Genomic DNA, 15,896 nt, shown 5'->3' with positions numbered 1-15,896 from the left:
CATAGGCCATACGGGCTTCCAGGGGAAGCCCGGGACCAGCGCACCACCCGGCCGCAATACAGTCGTTCAAACCGCAGCTTTGGGGATTATAGACCCCGATGACCTACCTCTAGGTGGTCGAACCGCCGCCCGGTATTGATGATCGTCACTTCTTGAGGATGCCCGTATTGGTATTTCCGAGCTGCTGGATGGCAGCGTTGGCGGCCGGCGTGTTGTAAGTCGGTCGAGATCCACCACCGTCCTGATCAGAAGGGGTTGCACCGAGTTTCGCGCCCGTCACTCCCCGATTTTTTGCATTGAGCGTGTTGGGGCCTGGCGAACCGCCAGTTCCGCTGAGCGTCGTCCCATTCGAGAGCGTCGAGCCACCCGCGCCGCTCGAACCAGCTGCGCCCGCGCCGCCGCTGGATGAAGAACCGCCTGAAGAACCTCCCGAGCTTTGCGCCATGGAGAACGAAACGGTGCCCAGAAGAATGGTCACGGCCGCCGCCAGAAGCCTCATTTGTCCTCCTCCATCTGCCAGCCAGCTCCGAAAATCGCTGGGTTCCTCGTGATGAAACGCGCAAGGCGCGCGCTCCTATCGGCGGCGAGCGATCCATGCTCCGGCCAGGAAAGCAACAAGCAAGGACCTTAAAGGCGCCTTCACTGTCACCTCGCGCAACTGGTCGGCCCATCGCTTTGCGGAGTCCGACGCGGGCGCGCGGAGCTGCGGGCTGGCAGCCCCTCTTTGCTCTCCGGAACCCGGCCGCGGGCTCGAAGCCTGCTCTATGCCGCCCTGATCGTCCGTCAGCCCGGAGGCTTCTGTCATTGCCGCGGCTTCCTTCATGTCCATGGGCGCGCTCCAATCCTGGTGCGGTTGCGGAACAACGACTTGATCTCAGGTCCCGTCCGGCTCTGGCGACAAGCGCGTTGGGAACCAATGGGAGCAGCTATGGCGGCGGTATTCATGCGAACTATATGGTTGGTCGAAGCCCCTGCCGTACTGCTCCCTTGAAGAAGCCCTTGCTCATCTTTCTGTTCCTCGTCGTCGCACCGCTTACCGCATCAGCGGCGAGATATTTCTGGCTGGGCGATGGCCGCCAGAATTGGCAAACGGCCGATCGGTCGAGCGCGGGGCTTCTGACCGCCCCGGCCGATCATCGCGAAGCCGTAGTACGGGTATTCGGGGCGAGAACAGTGAGATGGCGCAGCATCTTCGCAATTCACACCTGGATCGTCGTAAAAGAGAAGGATGCGGCGACCTACACCCGGTATGACTACACGGCGTGGGGCGAGCCGATCCGCACCAACGGCTTCGCACCGGACGGGCGGTGGTTCGGCGCCGCGCCGGAAACCATTGTAGCCGTAGATGGAAAGCGCGCCGAGGCGCTGATCCCGAAAATCAGAGATGTGATCGAAAACTACAAGTTTCGATCCTATGGAGATTACAGCGTCTGGCCTGGTCCCAATTCGAACACCTTCGTGCAGGCCGCACTCGACTCCGTCCCTGAGCTCCGAGCCGTCCTGCCGCCGACCGCGATCGGCAAGGACTTCCCGTATACCGGCAGATGGTTCGGCGTAACGGCGTCCGGCACAGGCATGTATGCTTCGCTTGCCGGATACGTTGGCTTCTCGATCGGCTGGGTCGAAGGCTTGGAGATCAATTTCTTCGGTGCCGTGCTCGGCCTCGACATCCGGCGCCCGGCGCTCAAACTCCCTGGCCTCGGCCGCTTCGGGATACGACCCGGCGTGTAAAAGTGGATTCCGAATTGCCGGAGCCACTGGCCCATTCACGCAGGCCACGCGTGAGGGATGCTTGATTCCGGCAAACAGTCCTAAGCTCTTCGCATCAGCTTGAGCGAGGCTGCGAGGCGCAGGCTGCGCTTGCCGGCGAGCGCGATGCCTTCGAACTCGCCGCTGTCTTCCGTGCAGGTCCCGGAGAAGCCGATACCGACCTCGTAGCCGCCGAACACGGGGTTCTCCCCTTTCGCCGGCGTGTGCTCCTGGTTCAGCATCTCGCCCTTCCAGCGGCCGTCCGCCGAGGAATAAGAGCCGAGATAGTAGAAGAACGCATCGCCGCCAAGGATGCGGCCATCGATCAGGAGCATCACGCCGGACAGTCCGGCGTCGATCCCATCGAGCGCGCGCAGGCTCATCCCATAGAGCCCGTTGGCGATGCCGCCCTGCCCCATCGTGCCGCGCGACGGCAGCGCCCCATCGTCGAGCCGCGTGAGATTGGCCCAGAATCTGGCGCCCGGCATGGTATTCGCGCCGCCCTCGAGACGGATCTGGTTGCCGTAGAGCCGGCCGCGCGCCCCGATCGAGGCGACATCGGCTCCGAGCAGCGGCTTGTAGTTTGGATCGTGGTTATGCCGCTCGGTGATGACCTCGGCGATGATCTCGCCATCGCGCTCGTCGTAGGTGCCAAGATGCGCAAAGCCCGAATTGCCGCCCAGCATCTTGCCGTCATGCAGGCACATGATGCTGCAGCCGAACGCATCGTTCACGCCGTATTCAACCTTGTAGAGCCCGTCCAGCAACGCCTGAACCCACAATATCGGAAAGGAATTGCGGGCTACCTAGCATCGTCGCCGCACTGAAGCCACCGGCTTTTCCGCGCAGGACCGGTCACCGGACGCCCGCCCGCCACCATACCACTATGCCCCTGTTTTGCCTGACGGGTCAAATCGATTTCGAAAAATCAGCAGCCGTGTGATTTCAATGACTTGGCTACTGTGCATGGGGTTGTTTTGGGACTTTTTGCGTCCGGCGCGCGGAAAAGGCCCTCCACACGTCAATGGCGCTTGAAGTACTGCACCTCGCGCTCGTGCTTCTCGGCGGCTGCACGGCTCTTGAACGTACCGAGGTTGCGACGCTTGCCGGTCTTCGGATTCACCTTGCGGGAATAGAGGCGGTATTCGCCCGATGCCAGTTTGCGGATCATGATCGCGCTCCGTTTTGTCCGGACGTCAACGACGTACGCGCGAGCCAGGTTCCGTCAGGTCCTGGCTCTGCTCAGAAGCACAACGTGGTGACGAGCTTGCCCTGCTTGTCCTTGATCGCATAGGGACAGCGAATGCGCTCCAGCGCCTTCTTGGCGTCCTCGTCGCCGAGCGCAGCGGCGCGCTCGTAATAGGCCTTCGCGGCGTCCTTGTCCTTGGGCCCGCCGCGGCCTTCCTGCGCGAAGGCGCCCATCCGCTCCAATGCGCCGGGATGGTTTTGTGCCGCCGCCTTCTCGAACAGCGCACGCGCCGCGACGTCGTCCTTCGCACCACCCGTGCCTTCGGAGAGCATCAGGCCGAGCTGGTACTGCGCTTCCGCGTTGGTCTCGGCAGCCTTGCCGAGCAGCGCGCGCGCCTGCGCGGGATCGGCCGGCGCGGCGCCACCTGCGCCGCCGAGCGCGGCGAGATTGCTGACGCCACGGGGGTTGCCCGCCTGCGACGCCTTCTCCAACAGCTTTCGCGCTTGCGCCTCGTCCTTGGCGACGCCCGAGCCGGTGGCGTAGGCAATACCGAGCTCGACCATGGCCGCGCTCGATCCCTTGTCGGCGGCCTTGCGCCAGGCCGCGATCGCCTCCGCGGTCTGCCTGTTGGCCGCATAGGCGCGGCCGAGCGCGAACATCGCGCGCCGCGAGGATGGCGCGGCCTGCTTGCAGAACCTGACCGCGGTTGCAATGTCGGAGACCGCAATCTCCGCCACGCCCTTCACGTCGGCCGGCTTGTCGGGATCGCTGGGATCGGCGGCGACCCGGTCGCACAGAACGAGATCGGCCGATTGCGCCTGCGCCGTCAGAGGCACGGCGAGCGCGAACAGCATGGCAAGGAGGTAAGTCCGCATGGTCATCACGTTGCGTCCCCGTCCCGGCAAATTCAAGGCTCGAGTCCTGATTGGCGCAGCACGGGCACGACATCAGGCGATGCCAGATAGCGCAGCAGCCGGTCGGCGGCGTCGTCATGTTTCGCGTTCGTCATGCGGCCGGCGGAGAACACGGCCGGCGTCTGCAAATCGTGCGGGATCGGGCCGACGACCTCGATGCCGCCAACCTGCTTCAGCTCGCTGATCTGCTGCACGGCGAGGTCGGCCTCGCCGGTCACGAGCCGCTCCGCCGTAAATCCCTGCTCGACGATGGTGGCCCTGGCGTTGATCTCGGCCGCGATCCCCATCCGCACGATCAGCTCGGCGAAGTACACGCCGCTCGCACCCAGCCGCGAATAGGCGACGGACCGCGCTGCGAGCAGGGTTGTGCGCAGCGCCGCTTCGCTGCCGATATCGGGGTGCGCCTGCCCGGCCCGCACGGCGATGCCGACGAAGGACCGCGCCAGATCGGCCGCACTGCCGGCAATCACGCGCCCCTCGCCGATCATCTCGTCGAGCCCCTCGCGGGTGAGGATGACGAGGTCTGCGGCCGCGCCCTCGCGCAACCGCTTGAGCAGCGCCAGGGTCGGCGCGAAATCGGCATCGACATGGATGCCGGTTGCAGTCTCGAAGGCCGAGGACAGGCTGCGCATTGCACCCATGAGGCCGAGCGTCGAGAGCAGACGAACGTTTTCCATGAGCGGTTCCTGGCGCGATCAGGCGCGATGCATCAGCTTGAGCGCGGCGGTCAGGCGCAGGCTGCGCTTGCCGGCAAGCGCTGTCGCCTCGAGCACCGCCTGCTCCGCATCGTAGATGCCGGAGAAGCCGATGCCGACCTCATGGCCGCCGAAGATCGGATCGTCCTTGGCCGGCGTGTGCTCCTGGTTGAGAATCTGGCCCTTCCAGCGGCCCTTCGCGGCGGTGTAGCTGCCGAGATAGTGGAACGATGCGTCGCCGCCGAGGATGCGGCCCTGGTTGAGCAGCATCACGCCGGTGAGGCCTCCGTCGAGACCGTCAAGCATCCGCAGATGGATCGAGTAGAGACCGTTGGCGATGCCGGCCTCGCCGACGCCGCCGGCGATCGGCACTTCGTCCTCCGTGATTGGCGTCATCAGCGACTGAAAGGGCACGCCGGGCAGCTCCTTCAGCTCGCCCTTGAAGCGATAGAGATCGCCGTCCGCCCAGCCCTTCGCGATCAAGGTCGCATCGTCCGTGCCCGCCATGGCGCGGTAGCTCGGATCCGGGTTATGGCGGACGGTGCTGATCACGACGTTCACACCCTCGCTGGTCTTCACGTAGGTGCCGATATGCGCGAAGGCCGAATTGCCGCCGAGCATCTTGCCGTTGCCGGCATGCATCACGCTCCGGCCGACGGCATCGCCGAGCTGAAATCTCACCTTGTAGAAGCCTTCAAACACCAGCCGTGTCCCCGGCCCTGCGCGCATCCTGGAGCACTCTATCCCGCTTTCGGCGGCAATGGACAAGTTTCGCGGAGCCGCAGTCGGCAGACAGGGAAACGGCCGTCATTCAAATGCAAAAATCCGCCGGAGCCTTGCAGCTCCGGCGGATTGAGACCAACCCGGGCCAGCCCCCCAGCCCGGGCCGGGAGGATCTTAGGCCGCGGCCTTCTTGTCGGTCGGCACGGACGCGATCGTCTTCAGGATCTGCGAAGCGATCTGGTAGGGGTCGCCTTGCGAGTTCGGACGGCGGTCTTCCAGATAGCCCTTGTAGCCGTTGTTGACGAAGGAGTGCGGAACGCGGATCGACGCGCCGCGGTCGGCAACGCCGTAGCTGAACTTGTTCCACGGCGCAGTCTCGTGCTTGCCGGTCAGACGCTTGTCGTTGTCCGGGCCGTAGACGGCGATGTGGTCCATCAGGTTCTTGTCGAAGGCGGCCATCAGCGCCTCGAAATACTCCTTGCCTCCGACCGTCCGCATGTACTCGGTCGAGAAGTTCGCATGCATGCCCGAGCCGTTCCAGTCGGTATCGCCGAGCGGCTTGCAGTGGAATTCGATGTCGATGCCGTACTTCTCGGTCAGGCGCAGCATCAGGTAACGGGCCATCCACATTTCGTCAGCGGCCTTCTTGGAGCCCTTGCCGAAGATCTGGAATTCCCACTGGCCCTTTGCGACTTCCGCGTTGATGCCTTCATGGTTGATGCCGGCAGCGAGGCAGAGGTCGAGATGCTCTTCGACGATCTTGCGGGCGACGTCGCCGACGAACTTGTAACCGACACCGGTGTAGTACGGGCCCTGCGGCGCCGGATAGCCGTATTCCGGGAAGCCGAGCGGACGGCCGTCCTTGTAGAAGAAGTATTCCTGCTCGAAGCCGAACCAGGCGCCGGCGTCGTCCAGGATGGTGGCGCGCTTGTTGGACGGATGCGGGGTCTTGCCGTCGGGCATCATGACTTCGCACATCACCAGCACGCCGTTGGTGCGCGCGCCGTCCGGGAACACCGCGACCGGCTTCAGCACGCAATCGGAGCTGTGGCCTTCGGCCTGCATGGTGGAGGAGCCATCGAAGCCCCAGAGCGGAAGCTGCTCGAGCGTCGGGAACGACGCGAATTCCTTGATCTGAGTTTTGCCGCGCAAATTCGGAGTCGGCGTATATCCGTCGAGCCAGATGTACTCGAGCTTGTACTTGGTCATTGAGCCTCTCTGTAGATGATGCGAAAGGTTGGGGGCCTGGAGGCCCCCGCACGTTTTGTACCCGGCCATCATCGGCCGGCCCTTCCCAAGCATTTTACGTGCCAAAAAGCCGCAGTTCGGGCGGTTTTCCACGGTGACCGGCCGCTCCTGCCTGCCGGCGCATCCCCGGCAGCCGCGTGCGTCATAGCCGCGCACCTTTGCGTGTAGCTGCACCGCAAAAATCCCGCGAAAAACGCCTGATTCTGGAGCAGCCGGGTCGCTGCCGGAGGGTGCCGATGAAACGCGCATCAACGTCCGGCAACTTTCGCAAAGCTGCACACCCCTGCCTAGCAACCTTTGGAATGGCCTAGGCGTTAGTCACCGACACAGTGCCTTAGGGGATGCAGAACGCTGCCTGCCCACAAAATGGGCGGAAACTGATTTCCTTTTCAGCACTTTCCAATCCGGGAAGGGCGGCCGATATGGGGATTCCGGTAACCACAATCGAACGAGTCGGGCGCACCATGGAGGCCAAAGGCGCTTCGACCAAGGAGAAATCGTAATGATGAACAATGGTCTGAGTCACGGATCTGCGCAGATCTACCAATTCCCCGTCGGCGGCCGTGCGGCCCTCGGGGGACGCCGCCATGGCGAGACCCGCTTTCCCGCCGATCACGCCTCGCTGCCCTCGAACGTCTCGATCTGCAGCGACAGCTGGTATCACCAGGATGCGGTCGACGAAGCCAAGCCGAAATGGGATCGCTGATGCCTGTGGTTGGTTTGAAACCGCCTGCTCTCTCAGGCGCCTGGCGGCAGTTCGAAAGGGTCGAAACAACGGTGTTTCGGCCCTTTTTGATTCCTGCCTGAACCACGCCGTTCAGATCACCGCGCAGGCCGTGACCGGCCGCTTCAGATGCTTGACCGTGGTGGTCCCTGCCTTCGCGATGGCCAGCGTGATACCGGCCCCCGAATAGCGCGCGCCAGAGACCGCCAGCCGCTTGGCGAGCGTGACGGGCTCGCCGTCGATCTGCAAAAAGGCGCGCTTGTCGCCATCATAAAAGCCAACGATGAACTGTGTACCATCGGCACAGCGATAGGTCCGGAACGTCTGCGCATCAGCCTGCCGCGCGTGGCAAATTCCGCCCGCCAGCATGGTGACCGCCAAAAGAATGGCCTTGTGGCAGCCCATGATCGCCCCCTCTAGTAGCCCTCGAGAACGCCCGCCGTGCGTCCAATGGAACATAACCCAAGCTGATCTCATGTCAGACTCCCCTGCCCGCCATCTCGCCCTGCAAGGCGCCAGCAATTTTCGCGATCTCGGCGGCTATCCGACCACCGATGGCCGCATCACGCGCTGGCGGCACATCTTCCGCTCCAATCATCTCGGCCAGCTCACCGCAGCCGACGTCGAGATCGTACGCGCGCTCGGCGTCAGAAGCGCATTCGATTTCCGCGGCCTGGAGGAGCGCGCAGCCGGCATCTGCGTCGTGAACGAGATCACGGTGCATTCGCTGCCGATCGAGCCGACCGTCGTCGCCGCGCTGCGCGGCGAACTCGCCCGGGGCATGCTCACCGCGCCGGTGGCGCTCGAGCTCATGCGCGAGTCCTACCGGAACTATGTTCGCCACAACACGCACTGCTTTCGTGCGCTGTTCGGCCATTTGCTGGAAGACCGCGCGCCGCTCATGATCCACTGCACCGCCGGCAAGGACCGCACCGGCTTTGCCAGCGCGCTGATCCTGCATGCGCTGGGCGTGCCCGACGACGTCATTGCCGAGGACTACCTCTTGACCAACCGGCACTACAGGCGCGACGCCTCAAACGCCTCCGACCTTCCGGCCGATGTTCTCGACGCGATCGGCAGCGTCGAAACCTCGTACCTGGCAGCAGCCTTCGAAGCGGTCGGCAGCGAATATGGCGATCTCGAAACCTATTTGCGCGACGGGCTCAAGCTCGGCACAGCAGAGCGGACCGCGCTGAAGGAGCGCTATCTACAATCTTAGGCCCCCGTGCCGGGAGAACGATGATGCAAGACAAGGTCCTGATCGTGACGGGCGCGCTCGGTGCGCTCGGCAAGGTGGTCGCCGAGACGGCGCAGGCACGCGGCGCGCGCGTGGCCGGCATCGATCACGCGCCATCGCAAACCCCCGCAAGCGCCGACCGCATCGAGATCGGCGGCGTCGACCTGTCCGACCCGGCGCAGGCGACGACGGCCGTTGAGACGGCGGCAAAGCATTTCGGCCGCCTCGATGCGCTGATCAACATTGCCGGCGGCTTCGCCTTCGAGACCGTCGGCGACGGCGACATCAAGACGTGGCAGCGCATGCATGCGCTCAACGTGCTCACCGCGCTCAACGCCTCGCGCGCGGCGCTGCCGCACCTCGCCGCGTCCAAGTCCGGCCGCATCGTCAATATCGGCGCGATGGGCGCGCTCCAGGCGGGCAACGGCATGGGGCCCTATGCGGCCTCGAAAGCCGGCGTGCATCGCCTCACCGAGGCGCTCGCCAACGAATGGAAAGGCAAGGTCACCGTGAATGCCGTACTGCCCTCGATCATCGACACCGCGGCCAATCGCGCCGACATGCCCAAGGCCGATTTCTCGAGATGGGTGACGCCGCAGGAGCTCGCCGAGGTCATCCTGTTCCTCGCCAGCGACGCCGCGAGCGGCGTCACCGGTGCGCTGATTCCGGTAGGTGGACGGGTGTGATCGCGTCTTGATCGGATCGTCCGAACACCGGCTCGATTCAATCGGAGACGAGAAGGCACTAGACTAGCCGCAACTGATTCTGCGATCGGAACTCCCTTGGAAACCGCGCTTTACCTGCCCGTCAAACGCTTCCTCGAAGAGCTCGGCTTCACGGTCAAGGGCGAGATCGGCGGTTGTGATCTCGTCGGTCTCAGCGCCAGCGATCCGCCGGTCGTGGTCATCGGCGAGCTCAAGCTTGTCTTCAATCTCGAGCTGATCCTGCAGGCGGTCGACCGTGCGCCGGCCGGCGACGAGGTCTGGATCGCGGCGAAGATGTCGACGCGCGGCAAGGGACGCGAGAGCGATGCGCGTTATCGCAATCTCTGCCGCCGTCTCGGCTTCGGCATGCTCGGGGTGACCGATCGCGGCCAGGTCGAAGTGCTGGTGAAGCCGCCGAGTGCGGCGCCACGCCGGGAGCCGAAGGTGCGCTCGCGCCTCGTCGCCGAGCATCAGCGGCGCCAGGGCGATCCCGTGCTCGGCGGCAGCACCCGTGCACCGATCATGACGGCCTATCGGCAGCAGGCACTGGCCTGCGCCTCGGCGCTTGCCGAGGGCCCGAAGCGCGTGCGCGAGCTGCGCGAACGCTGTCCCGATGCCGGCAAGATCTTGCTTAACAATGTGTATGGCTGGTTCGAACGCACTGAGCGGGGAATTTACCGGCTCACCGAAGCCGGAGACGCAGCTCTGAAACGCTGGCCTCAGCAACGGGTGGAGGTCGGCGCAGGTGCTGCGTCACCGCCATGACACCCGAACGGTGCATAGCTGAGCTGCCACAGCGATTTCATATTGCAATGCAACATTCAGGGCACTAGGTATCCCGGCATCAAACGAGGCCGTTATGAGCGCAGACTGGAACACCAAATATGGCACGCGGCGCGTGCGCCACGATCCGCCCACGCTGGACGAGGCGATCTTCGCCGCCGTCGGCATCACCGACGATCAGGCGCAGCAGGCCGAGATCGCCGCAGCCTTGATGGGAATGCCGCTCGACGTCGTTCAGGCCGAGGTAAAGAAGCAGGCCCGCACCAACAGCCGCATCACTGCCACGCGCGTCATCGCCGGCGAACAGGGCGCGCAGCGCTCCGTGGTGGTCGAGCGCCGCGTCGTCCGCCGTTTCGGCAACGACAAGCGCACCGGCACCTGAGCGTTCATTTCACCGCCCAGAATACGAAAGCGGACCGGCCGTGCCGGTCCGCTTTTTGATTCCTGTCCGTTACCTTCCAGGCTATGCGGCGCGATTGCCGTACATGCTCGAGATAAGCTTCCAGCAAGTGCTGTTGAAGCTGAGAAGAGCGCGCCCGGCCGTAAATGGCGAGGCCGCGAGATCGGCGAGCTCAGCCTCAGGCGTCTTGGCGAGGTCGATCGTACCGGTCGATTCGCCCTGGCGGAAAGCCAGATGCGCCCCGAACTTCCTGGCGAGCGCCCGCATCGCGTGATTCTCGGCACCCGTGGTGATGCGCAGCTGCTTGTAGCCTTTCCAGCGCGCCTCCGCGATCAGGCGGCGGAACAGCACTGTGCCGACACCCTGGCGGCTCGCAGACGCTTCCACGCTGAAGGCGACTTCGGGCAAGCAATCATCTTCCGGCGGATGCAGTTCGGCCGCGCCGCGGACCACGCCGTCGACGATATAGGCAACGATCACGGTGCCGTCCTCGGCGCAGCGGGCGGCGTAACGCTCGATGAAGCTGTCGTCGAGAAAGCCGTTGAAACGGTCGTGTCGGCTGCCGGCATCGAGCCTCAGCAGATGATCGCGCAGGAGCGGCAGTTCTTCCTGCTGGATCAAGGTCCGTACATAGCCGGGAGCGGTGCGGACAGTCTCTTCAAGTACCACGTCAGAACTCCTCTTGGTGTCCCTCGAGGAGGCGTTCGAATCCCTAGGCCCCCAATATTGTGCATCGCACCATAATTTTCAAGACGGGCACCTGCCCAAGTTAGAGGCAGCGGGAGCGACTAATTCGTTAATGAAATCAAACTCCCGTAGTCTTACAGGACCAGCTGCGTCTGGGTCACCACAGCGACCAGCTTGCCCTCCTCGGTTTCCAACCGGGTAGTCCAGATCTGGGTCCGCCGGCCACGATGAACTGGAGTGGCGGTGGCGATGACCATGGTTCCCTCCTTGGCCCCACCGATGAAATTGGTCTTGCTCTCCAGCGTGGTCGTGCCCTTGGCGTCTTCGGGCAGGTTGATGACGGTCGCCGCCGCGCCGACCGAATCGGCGAGCGCCATCACCGCCCCGCCATGGATGGTGTGGTGAAGCGTGCAGAGATCGGGCCGGACCGTCATCCGCGCCACCACGCGGTCCTTCTCGGCCTCGACAAACTCGACGCCCTTGAGCTCGGCGAACGGCATCTTCATCGCTTTAAGTTTCTCGAGCGGCGTCATCACATCTCCTCCCAATTCGTTGTGCTTTCAGGGTGAATTGCTTCGCGCGGCAAAGCAATGACGTCCGAGGTAATGGCCATGCTGACATCGACGCCCGCATTTGCGCATATGCTCCTCCCATGCGCCACTTCCCGCCCCGCCGCATCGTCTGCCTGACCGAAGAGACGGTCGAAACGCTCTATCTGCTCGGCGAGCAGAATCGCATCGTCGGCGTCTCCGGCTACGCCGTCCGCCCACCGCAGGTGCGGCGCGAGAAGCCTCGGGTGTCGGCCTTCGTGTCGGCGGACATCCCGAAGATTCTGGCATTGGAACCGGACCTCGTACTGGCCTTCTCCGATCTCCAGGCTGGGATCGTCGCCGACCTCGTCCGCGCCGGCATCGATGTGCACGTCTTCAACCAGCGCGACGTCGCCGGAATCTTGGCGATGATCCGCACGCTGGGTGCACTGGTTGGCGCCGCCGGGCACGCGGAAGACCTCGCGCAAGGCTTGGGGCGGCGCGCCGCGGCGATCGCAGCTACGCCCCGCCCCTCGCCTCGACCAAGGGTCTATTTCGAGGAATGGGACGATCCGTTGATCTCTGGCATCGGCTGGGTGTCCGAGTTGATCGAGATCGCTGGGGGCGCGGATGTCTTCCCGGAACTGCGGCATCGGCAGGCGGCAAAGGATCGCATCGTTTCGACGGAGGCGGTGCGCGAGGCCGCACCTGACGTCATCCTCGCCTCTTGGTGCGGCAAGAAGGTCGCCCCTGCCCGTATCCGTGCGCGCGATGGCTGGAGCGACATCCCCGCCGTGCGCAACGGCCGCATCGTCGAGATCAAGTCGCCGATCATATTGCAGCCGGGACCAGCGGCACTGACGGACGGCCTCGAGGCAATCGTGACGGCGTTGTGGGGGACGCACTCGAGCCTGTCTACCCCGTCATCCTGAGGTGTGAGCTGCGCGGTGCGAAGCACCGTGCTGGGAGCCTCGAAGGATGCGGCCCCGATGCAGCCGCGCCGTCGCCTTCGAGGCTCGCTCGCGCTTCAGGATGACGGTCAGAGGTTTAAAGCGTTCTGCTGCTTCAAGCTCGACATCGCGAGCACATAGAATTCTTCTCGAACGCCTCATGCTCGGCTGCCCCGCTATTCCTTCCCGGCACAAACGCCAGGCGCACATAAGCAAGACGCTCCGTCGGCCCTCCGCTAGCGTCTGATCCGACGAACCCTTCGCACCCCAGAGGCTTTCCATGCGCAATCGTCTGATCCTCAACTGCTTCTCAATGAACGTCGTCTCCCACATCTATCACGGACTCTGGCGCCACCCCGACAGCACACAGATGCATTTCGACAAGCTCGGCACCTGGATCGAGCTGACCAAGCTCCTGGAGCAAGGCTGCTTCGATGCGCTGTTCCTCGCTGACGTCGTCGGCATCGATCCGGCCTACAAGGGATCGTGGGACACCTACATCAGGGAAGGCTTGCAGATCCCCTGCAACGATTCCGCTGCGCTCTCCGCGGTACTGATCGGCGTCACCGAAAATCTCGGTCTTACCTTCACCAGCTCCATCATGTCGGAGCACCCGTTCAGCTTTGCGCGCCGACTGTCGACGCTGGATCATCTCAGCAACGGGCGCATCGGCTGGAACATCGTCACCAGCGTCAGCCACAACGCCGCACAGAACTTCGGCTTCGACGAGATCATCCCGCATGACGAGCGCTACCGCCGCGCCGACGAGTACATGGAAGTCGTCTACAAGCTCTGGGAAGGCTCGTGGGACGAAGGCGCGGTGCTCGGCGACAGGGAGAACGGCGTCTATGCCGATGCCAGCAAGATCCATCGCATCTATCATTCTGGCGAGCGCTACAGGGTGCTGGGGCCGCATCTCTGCTCCCCCTCACCGCAGCGAACGCCGGTGCTGTACCAGGCCGGCGCCTCGCCGGTGGGCCAGTCCTTCGCTGCCCGCAATGCGGAAGGCACCTTCGTGCTCTATCCAACCATCGAAGGCGCGCGCAAGGGCATCGCGGCGACCCGCGCCGTCGCGGAAGCGAACGGGCGGCGCCCGGAGGACCTGAAATTCATCCAGGGCTTCTCCTTCGTCGTGGGTAGCACCGAGGAAGAGGCCTGGCGCAAGTCCGATGAGATCGACAAGGGCGTGAGCTATGACGGGCTCGCCGCACATATCAGCCGGGACATGGGCATCGACCTCGGCATGCTCGACCGCGACATGCCGATCGATCAGGCCAACATCGAGGGCCTGCGCGGATTCATCAGCATGTTCGAGGCCAGCAACCCCGGCAAGAAGGCGCGCGTCCAGGACCTCGCCTACGCGCTGTCCTACAACAGCCGCATCGTCGGCACGCCCGAGAGCATCGCCGACCAGCTCGAAGCCTGGCAGGATGCGGGCGTCGACGGCATCAACATGATCTGCCAGTATTTTCCGGGCTCCTATCGCGACTTCATCGAACACGTCATCCCGGTGCTTCAGAAGCGCGGCCTTGCCCAGCGCGAATACGCACCGGGCACATTGCGCGAGAAGATGTTCCCCGGCAGCGGCGGCCGGCTGAACGACCGCCACCCCGCCGCGCGCTATCGCGGGGCGTTCAAGGGCGGCGGCGAGAAGAGTGCAGGCAGCACCGGCGTCAAGTGGCAGACGGAACGCGCATGATGAACGAAACTGTCATGGACCGTTCCGAGCCTGCCTTCGACGCGATGTCGAGGGCCGACGCCTTCAAGTCGGGTATGCGAAGATTCGCCTCCGGCGTCGCACTCATCACGAGCGCCGCCGCCGGACACCGGGCCGGGCTGGTTGCAACCGCGATCAGCTCGGTCAGCACGGCGCCACCGACCCTGCTGGTCTGCATCAACAGGAACGCCTCGGCGCATGAGGTCATCGATCGGTCCGAGGTCTATGCCGTCAACTTGCTGGCCGCCGCCGACCTCGACCTTGTCGACGTCTTTTCAAAATCAGCGCGCCGCGCAGAGCGGTTCACGTCCGGCGATTGGCAGACGCAGATCACGGGCGCGCCCGTGCTGGCTTCGGCGCTCGCCGCGTTCGATTGCAAGGTGGTGCAGCGGCTGGCCTACGAGACCCACACCATCTTCCTGGGCGAGGTCTTGCAGGTCGGAATCGCCGAGCAGGACGTCGATCCCCTGCTCTACATGGACAGCGCATTCAGGCGGCTGGAGCGGGCTGCCTGACAGGACGCCGGGGCGGTTCACGCTCGCTCACTGCGATATTCCCGCGGCGTCTTTCCGAACCGCTGGCGAAATGTCCTGCTGAAATGCGAGAGGTCGTTGAAGCCCCAGCGCAAGGCGATCTCGGTCACCGTCTCGCTATCCGCCTTCTGCTTCGCGAAATCCCTGGCGCAACGCTCGAGGCGCTGCTCCAGGACGAGGCGGCCGAACGAGCGACCGCCCTCCTCCAGGACCTTGTGCAGATAGCGCACGGAGATGCCGAAATGGTCGGCGACCTTGGCCGGCGCCAGCTCGGGATCGGCGACGTTCGTCTCGATGTGAGTGACCAGGGAGGCACATAGCGCCCGCCGCGCGGAGCCCCGCGCCATCTCCTGGGTCGCCTGCGTTGCACCGAGCGATATGGCCACGAGCTCGACCATGCTGCTGCTCAGTGTTGCGCCGGTCGGCGACAGCCCCTCCACATTGCGCACGATCGACTTGAGCAGATCGATGGCGACAGTACCAATCCCGCCATTGTCGGCGACGATCGTGGCCGTCGCCCTGTCGGGATTGCGCAGCAGCGGACGCAGCAGATGCCGCGGAATCCGGAACGAGTACTGCTCCCAATCGTCACTGCAGTAGTCGTTTAGATAAGGCTCTGTCGAGTCCACGATCGAGAACTCGCCGGGATTGAGCAGCGCGGCACGGCCGCCCTGCTGCATGCAGCATTGCCCTCGGAGCTGGAGATTGAGGAAATAGACTTCCGTCGGCATGCGGCTGATCTCGGAGCGCCCGCGATAGATCTTCTGACGGCCGGAGGAGATGGTGGTGACGTTGATCGTCGAAAGCGGATGGGCCGTGACATGCCCGGCAAAGCCGCCCACCGCGGGCTCGCGCACCGGATTGAGCGCGATATAGGCCTCGCAGAGGACCTCTCTCCAATAGCTGAACTGATCGCGCTCGGGCAGATCGTTCGTGGTCCAGGTCTCCATGGCAAATCCTCGACACAGTGACACTGTATCTGAAAAAGCACTTTCCATGCCAGAACAGCACCAGCACGCAGCACAAACATTCGGCAACGGATAAGACAGAACGACTGCCCAATACAGTTCGTTCACTGTCAGCACAAAGCCCGGGCGCTGTCGGGCAAGACCG

20 protein-coding genes are annotated in these 15,896 nt (G+C 64.1%); 9 read left to right on the top strand and 11 right to left on the bottom strand.

Annotated features, from left to right (window positions below):
- Positions 1-145: 145 nt before the first annotated feature.
- Complete coding sequence (locus ABIA42_RS11920) at positions 146-499, bottom strand: hypothetical protein (RefSeq protein ID WP_271530471.1); 354 nt, start codon at positions 497-499, stop codon at positions 146-148.
- Positions 500-999: 500 nt separating this feature from the next.
- Between ABIA42_RS11920 and ABIA42_RS11915 the strand changes: the two genes are divergently transcribed.
- Positions 1,000-1,731, top strand: coding sequence for a DUF3750 domain-containing protein (locus ABIA42_RS11915; protein WP_370113487.1), 732 nt, complete (start codon positions 1,000-1,002; stop codon positions 1,729-1,731).
- A gap of 80 nt (positions 1,732-1,811) precedes the next feature.
- Here ABIA42_RS11915 and ABIA42_RS11910 read toward each other — a convergent pair whose 3' ends face one another.
- From ABIA42_RS11910 to ABIA42_RS11885, 6 genes are all read right to left on the bottom strand, one after another.
- Positions 1,812-2,516, bottom strand: coding sequence for a GrlR family regulatory protein (locus ABIA42_RS11910; RefSeq protein ID WP_370113489.1), 705 nt, complete (start codon positions 2,514-2,516; stop codon positions 1,812-1,814).
- A gap of 254 nt (positions 2,517-2,770) precedes the next feature.
- Positions 2,771-2,920, bottom strand: a complete 150-nt coding sequence (locus ABIA42_RS11905) for a hypothetical protein (RefSeq protein WP_007609497.1) — start codon at positions 2,918-2,920, stop codon at positions 2,771-2,773.
- Positions 2,921-2,991: 71 nt separating this feature from the next.
- Positions 2,992-3,813 carry a tetratricopeptide repeat protein gene (locus ABIA42_RS11900; RefSeq protein ID WP_370123510.1) on the bottom strand — a complete coding sequence of 274 codons (822 nt, stop codon included), beginning with the start codon at positions 3,811-3,813 and terminating at the stop codon, positions 2,992-2,994.
- A 32-nt stretch (positions 3,814-3,845) separates the two neighbouring features.
- Entirely contained in the window at positions 3,846-4,529 is a 684-nt protein-coding gene (locus ABIA42_RS11895) for a substrate-binding domain-containing protein (protein WP_271530468.1), read from the bottom strand.
- Between the two features lie 18 nt (positions 4,530-4,547).
- A complete protein-coding gene (locus ABIA42_RS11890) occupies positions 4,548-5,249 on the bottom strand; it encodes a GrlR family regulatory protein (RefSeq protein ID WP_370123513.1) in 702 nt (233 codons plus the stop codon).
- A 195-nt stretch (positions 5,250-5,444) separates the two neighbouring features.
- Positions 5,445-6,479, bottom strand: coding sequence for a glutamine synthetase beta-grasp domain-containing protein (locus ABIA42_RS11885; RefSeq protein WP_271530466.1), 1,035 nt, complete (start codon positions 6,477-6,479; stop codon positions 5,445-5,447).
- A gap of 541 nt (positions 6,480-7,020) precedes the next feature.
- Between ABIA42_RS11885 and ABIA42_RS11880 the strand changes: the two genes are divergently transcribed.
- The gene (locus ABIA42_RS11880) at positions 7,021-7,224 is read left to right on the top strand and encodes a DUF2735 domain-containing protein (RefSeq protein ID WP_370113492.1); all 204 of its coding nucleotides are present in this window, start codon (positions 7,021-7,023) and stop codon (positions 7,222-7,224) included.
- A gap of 111 nt (positions 7,225-7,335) precedes the next feature.
- On the opposite strand, the gene ABIA42_RS11875 is transcribed toward ABIA42_RS11880, so the two are convergent.
- Positions 7,336-7,647 (bottom strand): MliC family protein, encoded by a 312-nt coding sequence (locus tag ABIA42_RS11875; RefSeq protein ID WP_370113494.1) that lies wholly within the window; start codon positions 7,645-7,647, stop codon positions 7,336-7,338.
- Positions 7,648-7,717: 70 nt separating this feature from the next.
- Between ABIA42_RS11875 and ABIA42_RS11870 the strand changes: the two genes are divergently transcribed.
- From ABIA42_RS11870 to ABIA42_RS11855, 4 genes are all read left to right on the top strand, one after another.
- On the top strand, positions 7,718-8,461 hold the full coding sequence (locus tag ABIA42_RS11870; RefSeq protein WP_370113496.1) for a tyrosine-protein phosphatase: 744 nt from the start codon (positions 7,718-7,720) through the stop codon (positions 8,459-8,461).
- Positions 8,462-8,484: 23 nt separating this feature from the next.
- Positions 8,485-9,165, top strand: a complete 681-nt coding sequence (locus tag ABIA42_RS11865; RefSeq protein ID WP_370143774.1) for an SDR family oxidoreductase — start codon at positions 8,485-8,487, stop codon at positions 9,163-9,165.
- 96 nt (positions 9,166-9,261) lie between these two features.
- Complete coding sequence (locus ABIA42_RS11860; protein WP_370113498.1) at positions 9,262-9,948, top strand: DUF2161 domain-containing phosphodiesterase; 687 nt, start codon at positions 9,262-9,264, stop codon at positions 9,946-9,948.
- Positions 9,949-10,042: 94 nt separating this feature from the next.
- Entirely contained in the window at positions 10,043-10,348 is a 306-nt protein-coding gene (locus ABIA42_RS11855; protein ID WP_028182079.1) for a hypothetical protein, read from the top strand.
- Positions 10,349-10,429: 81 nt separating this feature from the next.
- Here ABIA42_RS11855 and ABIA42_RS11850 read toward each other — a convergent pair whose 3' ends face one another.
- Both ABIA42_RS11850 and ABIA42_RS11845 read right to left on the bottom strand, forming a co-directional pair.
- Positions 10,430-11,035 (bottom strand): N-acetyltransferase family protein, encoded by a 606-nt coding sequence (locus tag ABIA42_RS11850; RefSeq protein WP_370113500.1) that lies wholly within the window; start codon positions 11,033-11,035, stop codon positions 10,430-10,432.
- A 152-nt stretch (positions 11,036-11,187) separates the two neighbouring features.
- A complete protein-coding gene (locus ABIA42_RS11845) occupies positions 11,188-11,586 on the bottom strand; it encodes a PaaI family thioesterase (RefSeq protein WP_271530459.1) in 399 nt (132 codons plus the stop codon).
- 119 nt (positions 11,587-11,705) lie between these two features.
- Here ABIA42_RS11845 and ABIA42_RS11840 point away from each other — a divergent pair, with 119 nt between their 5' ends.
- From ABIA42_RS11840 to ABIA42_RS11830, 3 genes are all read left to right on the top strand, one after another.
- Positions 11,706-12,515, top strand: coding sequence for a cobalamin-binding protein (locus ABIA42_RS11840; protein WP_370113502.1), 810 nt, complete (start codon positions 11,706-11,708; stop codon positions 12,513-12,515).
- A gap of 298 nt (positions 12,516-12,813) precedes the next feature.
- Positions 12,814-14,232: an LLM class flavin-dependent oxidoreductase gene (locus ABIA42_RS11835; protein ID WP_271530457.1), complete on the top strand. Its 1,419-nt coding sequence runs from the start codon at positions 12,814-12,816 to the stop codon at positions 14,230-14,232.
- Positions 14,229-14,765 carry a flavin reductase family protein gene (locus ABIA42_RS11830; RefSeq protein WP_271530456.1) on the top strand — a complete coding sequence of 179 codons (537 nt, stop codon included), beginning with the start codon at positions 14,229-14,231 and terminating at the stop codon, positions 14,763-14,765. The genes ABIA42_RS11835 and ABIA42_RS11830 overlap by 4 nt, the downstream gene beginning before the upstream one ends.
- A 17-nt stretch (positions 14,766-14,782) precedes the next feature.
- On the opposite strand, the gene ABIA42_RS11825 is transcribed toward ABIA42_RS11830, so the two are convergent.
- Positions 14,783-15,733 carry a helix-turn-helix domain-containing protein gene (locus ABIA42_RS11825; protein ID WP_271530455.1) on the bottom strand — a complete coding sequence of 317 codons (951 nt, stop codon included), beginning with the start codon at positions 15,731-15,733 and terminating at the stop codon, positions 14,783-14,785.
- Positions 15,734-15,896: the final 163 nt, after the last annotated feature.

Source organism: Bradyrhizobium sp. USDA 327 (assembly GCF_041262065.1).
Lineage (GTDB): Bacteria > Pseudomonadota > Alphaproteobacteria > Rhizobiales > Xanthobacteraceae > Bradyrhizobium > Bradyrhizobium liaoningense.
The sequence above is the reverse complement of the archived record's forward strand: the minus strand, read 5'-3'. Positions and strand labels throughout refer to the sequence as shown.

Excerpts from the sequence above, each read along its gene's own strand:
- ABIA42_RS11885 (WP_271530466.1), bottom strand. The coding sequence starts at position 6,479 with ATGACCAAGTACAAGCTCGAGTACATCTGGCTCGACGGATATACGCCG.
- ABIA42_RS11895 (WP_271530468.1), bottom strand. The coding sequence starts at position 4,529 with ATGGAAAACGTTCGTCTGCTCTCGACGCTCGGCCTCATGGGTGCAATG.
- ABIA42_RS11870 (WP_370113496.1), top strand. The coding sequence starts at position 7,718 with ATGTCAGACTCCCCTGCCCGCCATCTCGCCCTGCAAGGCGCCAGCAAT.
- ABIA42_RS11920 (WP_271530471.1), bottom strand. The coding sequence starts at position 499 with ATGAGGCTTCTGGCGGCGGCCGTGACCATTCTTCTGGGCACCGTTTCG.
- ABIA42_RS11845 (WP_271530459.1), bottom strand. The coding sequence starts at position 11,586 with ATGACGCCGCTCGAGAAACTTAAAGCGATGAAGATGCCGTTCGCCGAG.
- ABIA42_RS11880 (WP_370113492.1), top strand. The coding sequence starts at position 7,021 with ATGATGAACAATGGTCTGAGTCACGGATCTGCGCAGATCTACCAATTC.
- ABIA42_RS11840 (WP_370113502.1), top strand. The coding sequence starts at position 11,706 with ATGCGCCACTTCCCGCCCCGCCGCATCGTCTGCCTGACCGAAGAGACG.
- ABIA42_RS11875 (WP_370113494.1), bottom strand. The coding sequence starts at position 7,647 with ATGGGCTGCCACAAGGCCATTCTTTTGGCGGTCACCATGCTGGCGGGC.
- ABIA42_RS11825 (WP_271530455.1), bottom strand. The coding sequence starts at position 15,733 with ATGGAGACCTGGACCACGAACGATCTGCCCGAGCGCGATCAGTTCAGC.
- ABIA42_RS11835 (WP_271530457.1), top strand. The coding sequence starts at position 12,814 with ATGCGCAATCGTCTGATCCTCAACTGCTTCTCAATGAACGTCGTCTCC.
- ABIA42_RS11855 (WP_028182079.1), top strand. The coding sequence starts at position 10,043 with ATGAGCGCAGACTGGAACACCAAATATGGCACGCGGCGCGTGCGCCAC.
- ABIA42_RS11865 (WP_370143774.1), top strand. The coding sequence starts at position 8,485 with ATGCAAGACAAGGTCCTGATCGTGACGGGCGCGCTCGGTGCGCTCGGC.
- ABIA42_RS11905 (WP_007609497.1), bottom strand. The coding sequence starts at position 2,920 with ATGATCCGCAAACTGGCATCGGGCGAATACCGCCTCTATTCCCGCAAG.
- ABIA42_RS11830 (WP_271530456.1), top strand. The coding sequence starts at position 14,229 with ATGATGAACGAAACTGTCATGGACCGTTCCGAGCCTGCCTTCGACGCG.
- ABIA42_RS11900 (WP_370123510.1), bottom strand. The coding sequence starts at position 3,813 with ATGCGGACTTACCTCCTTGCCATGCTGTTCGCGCTCGCCGTGCCTCTG.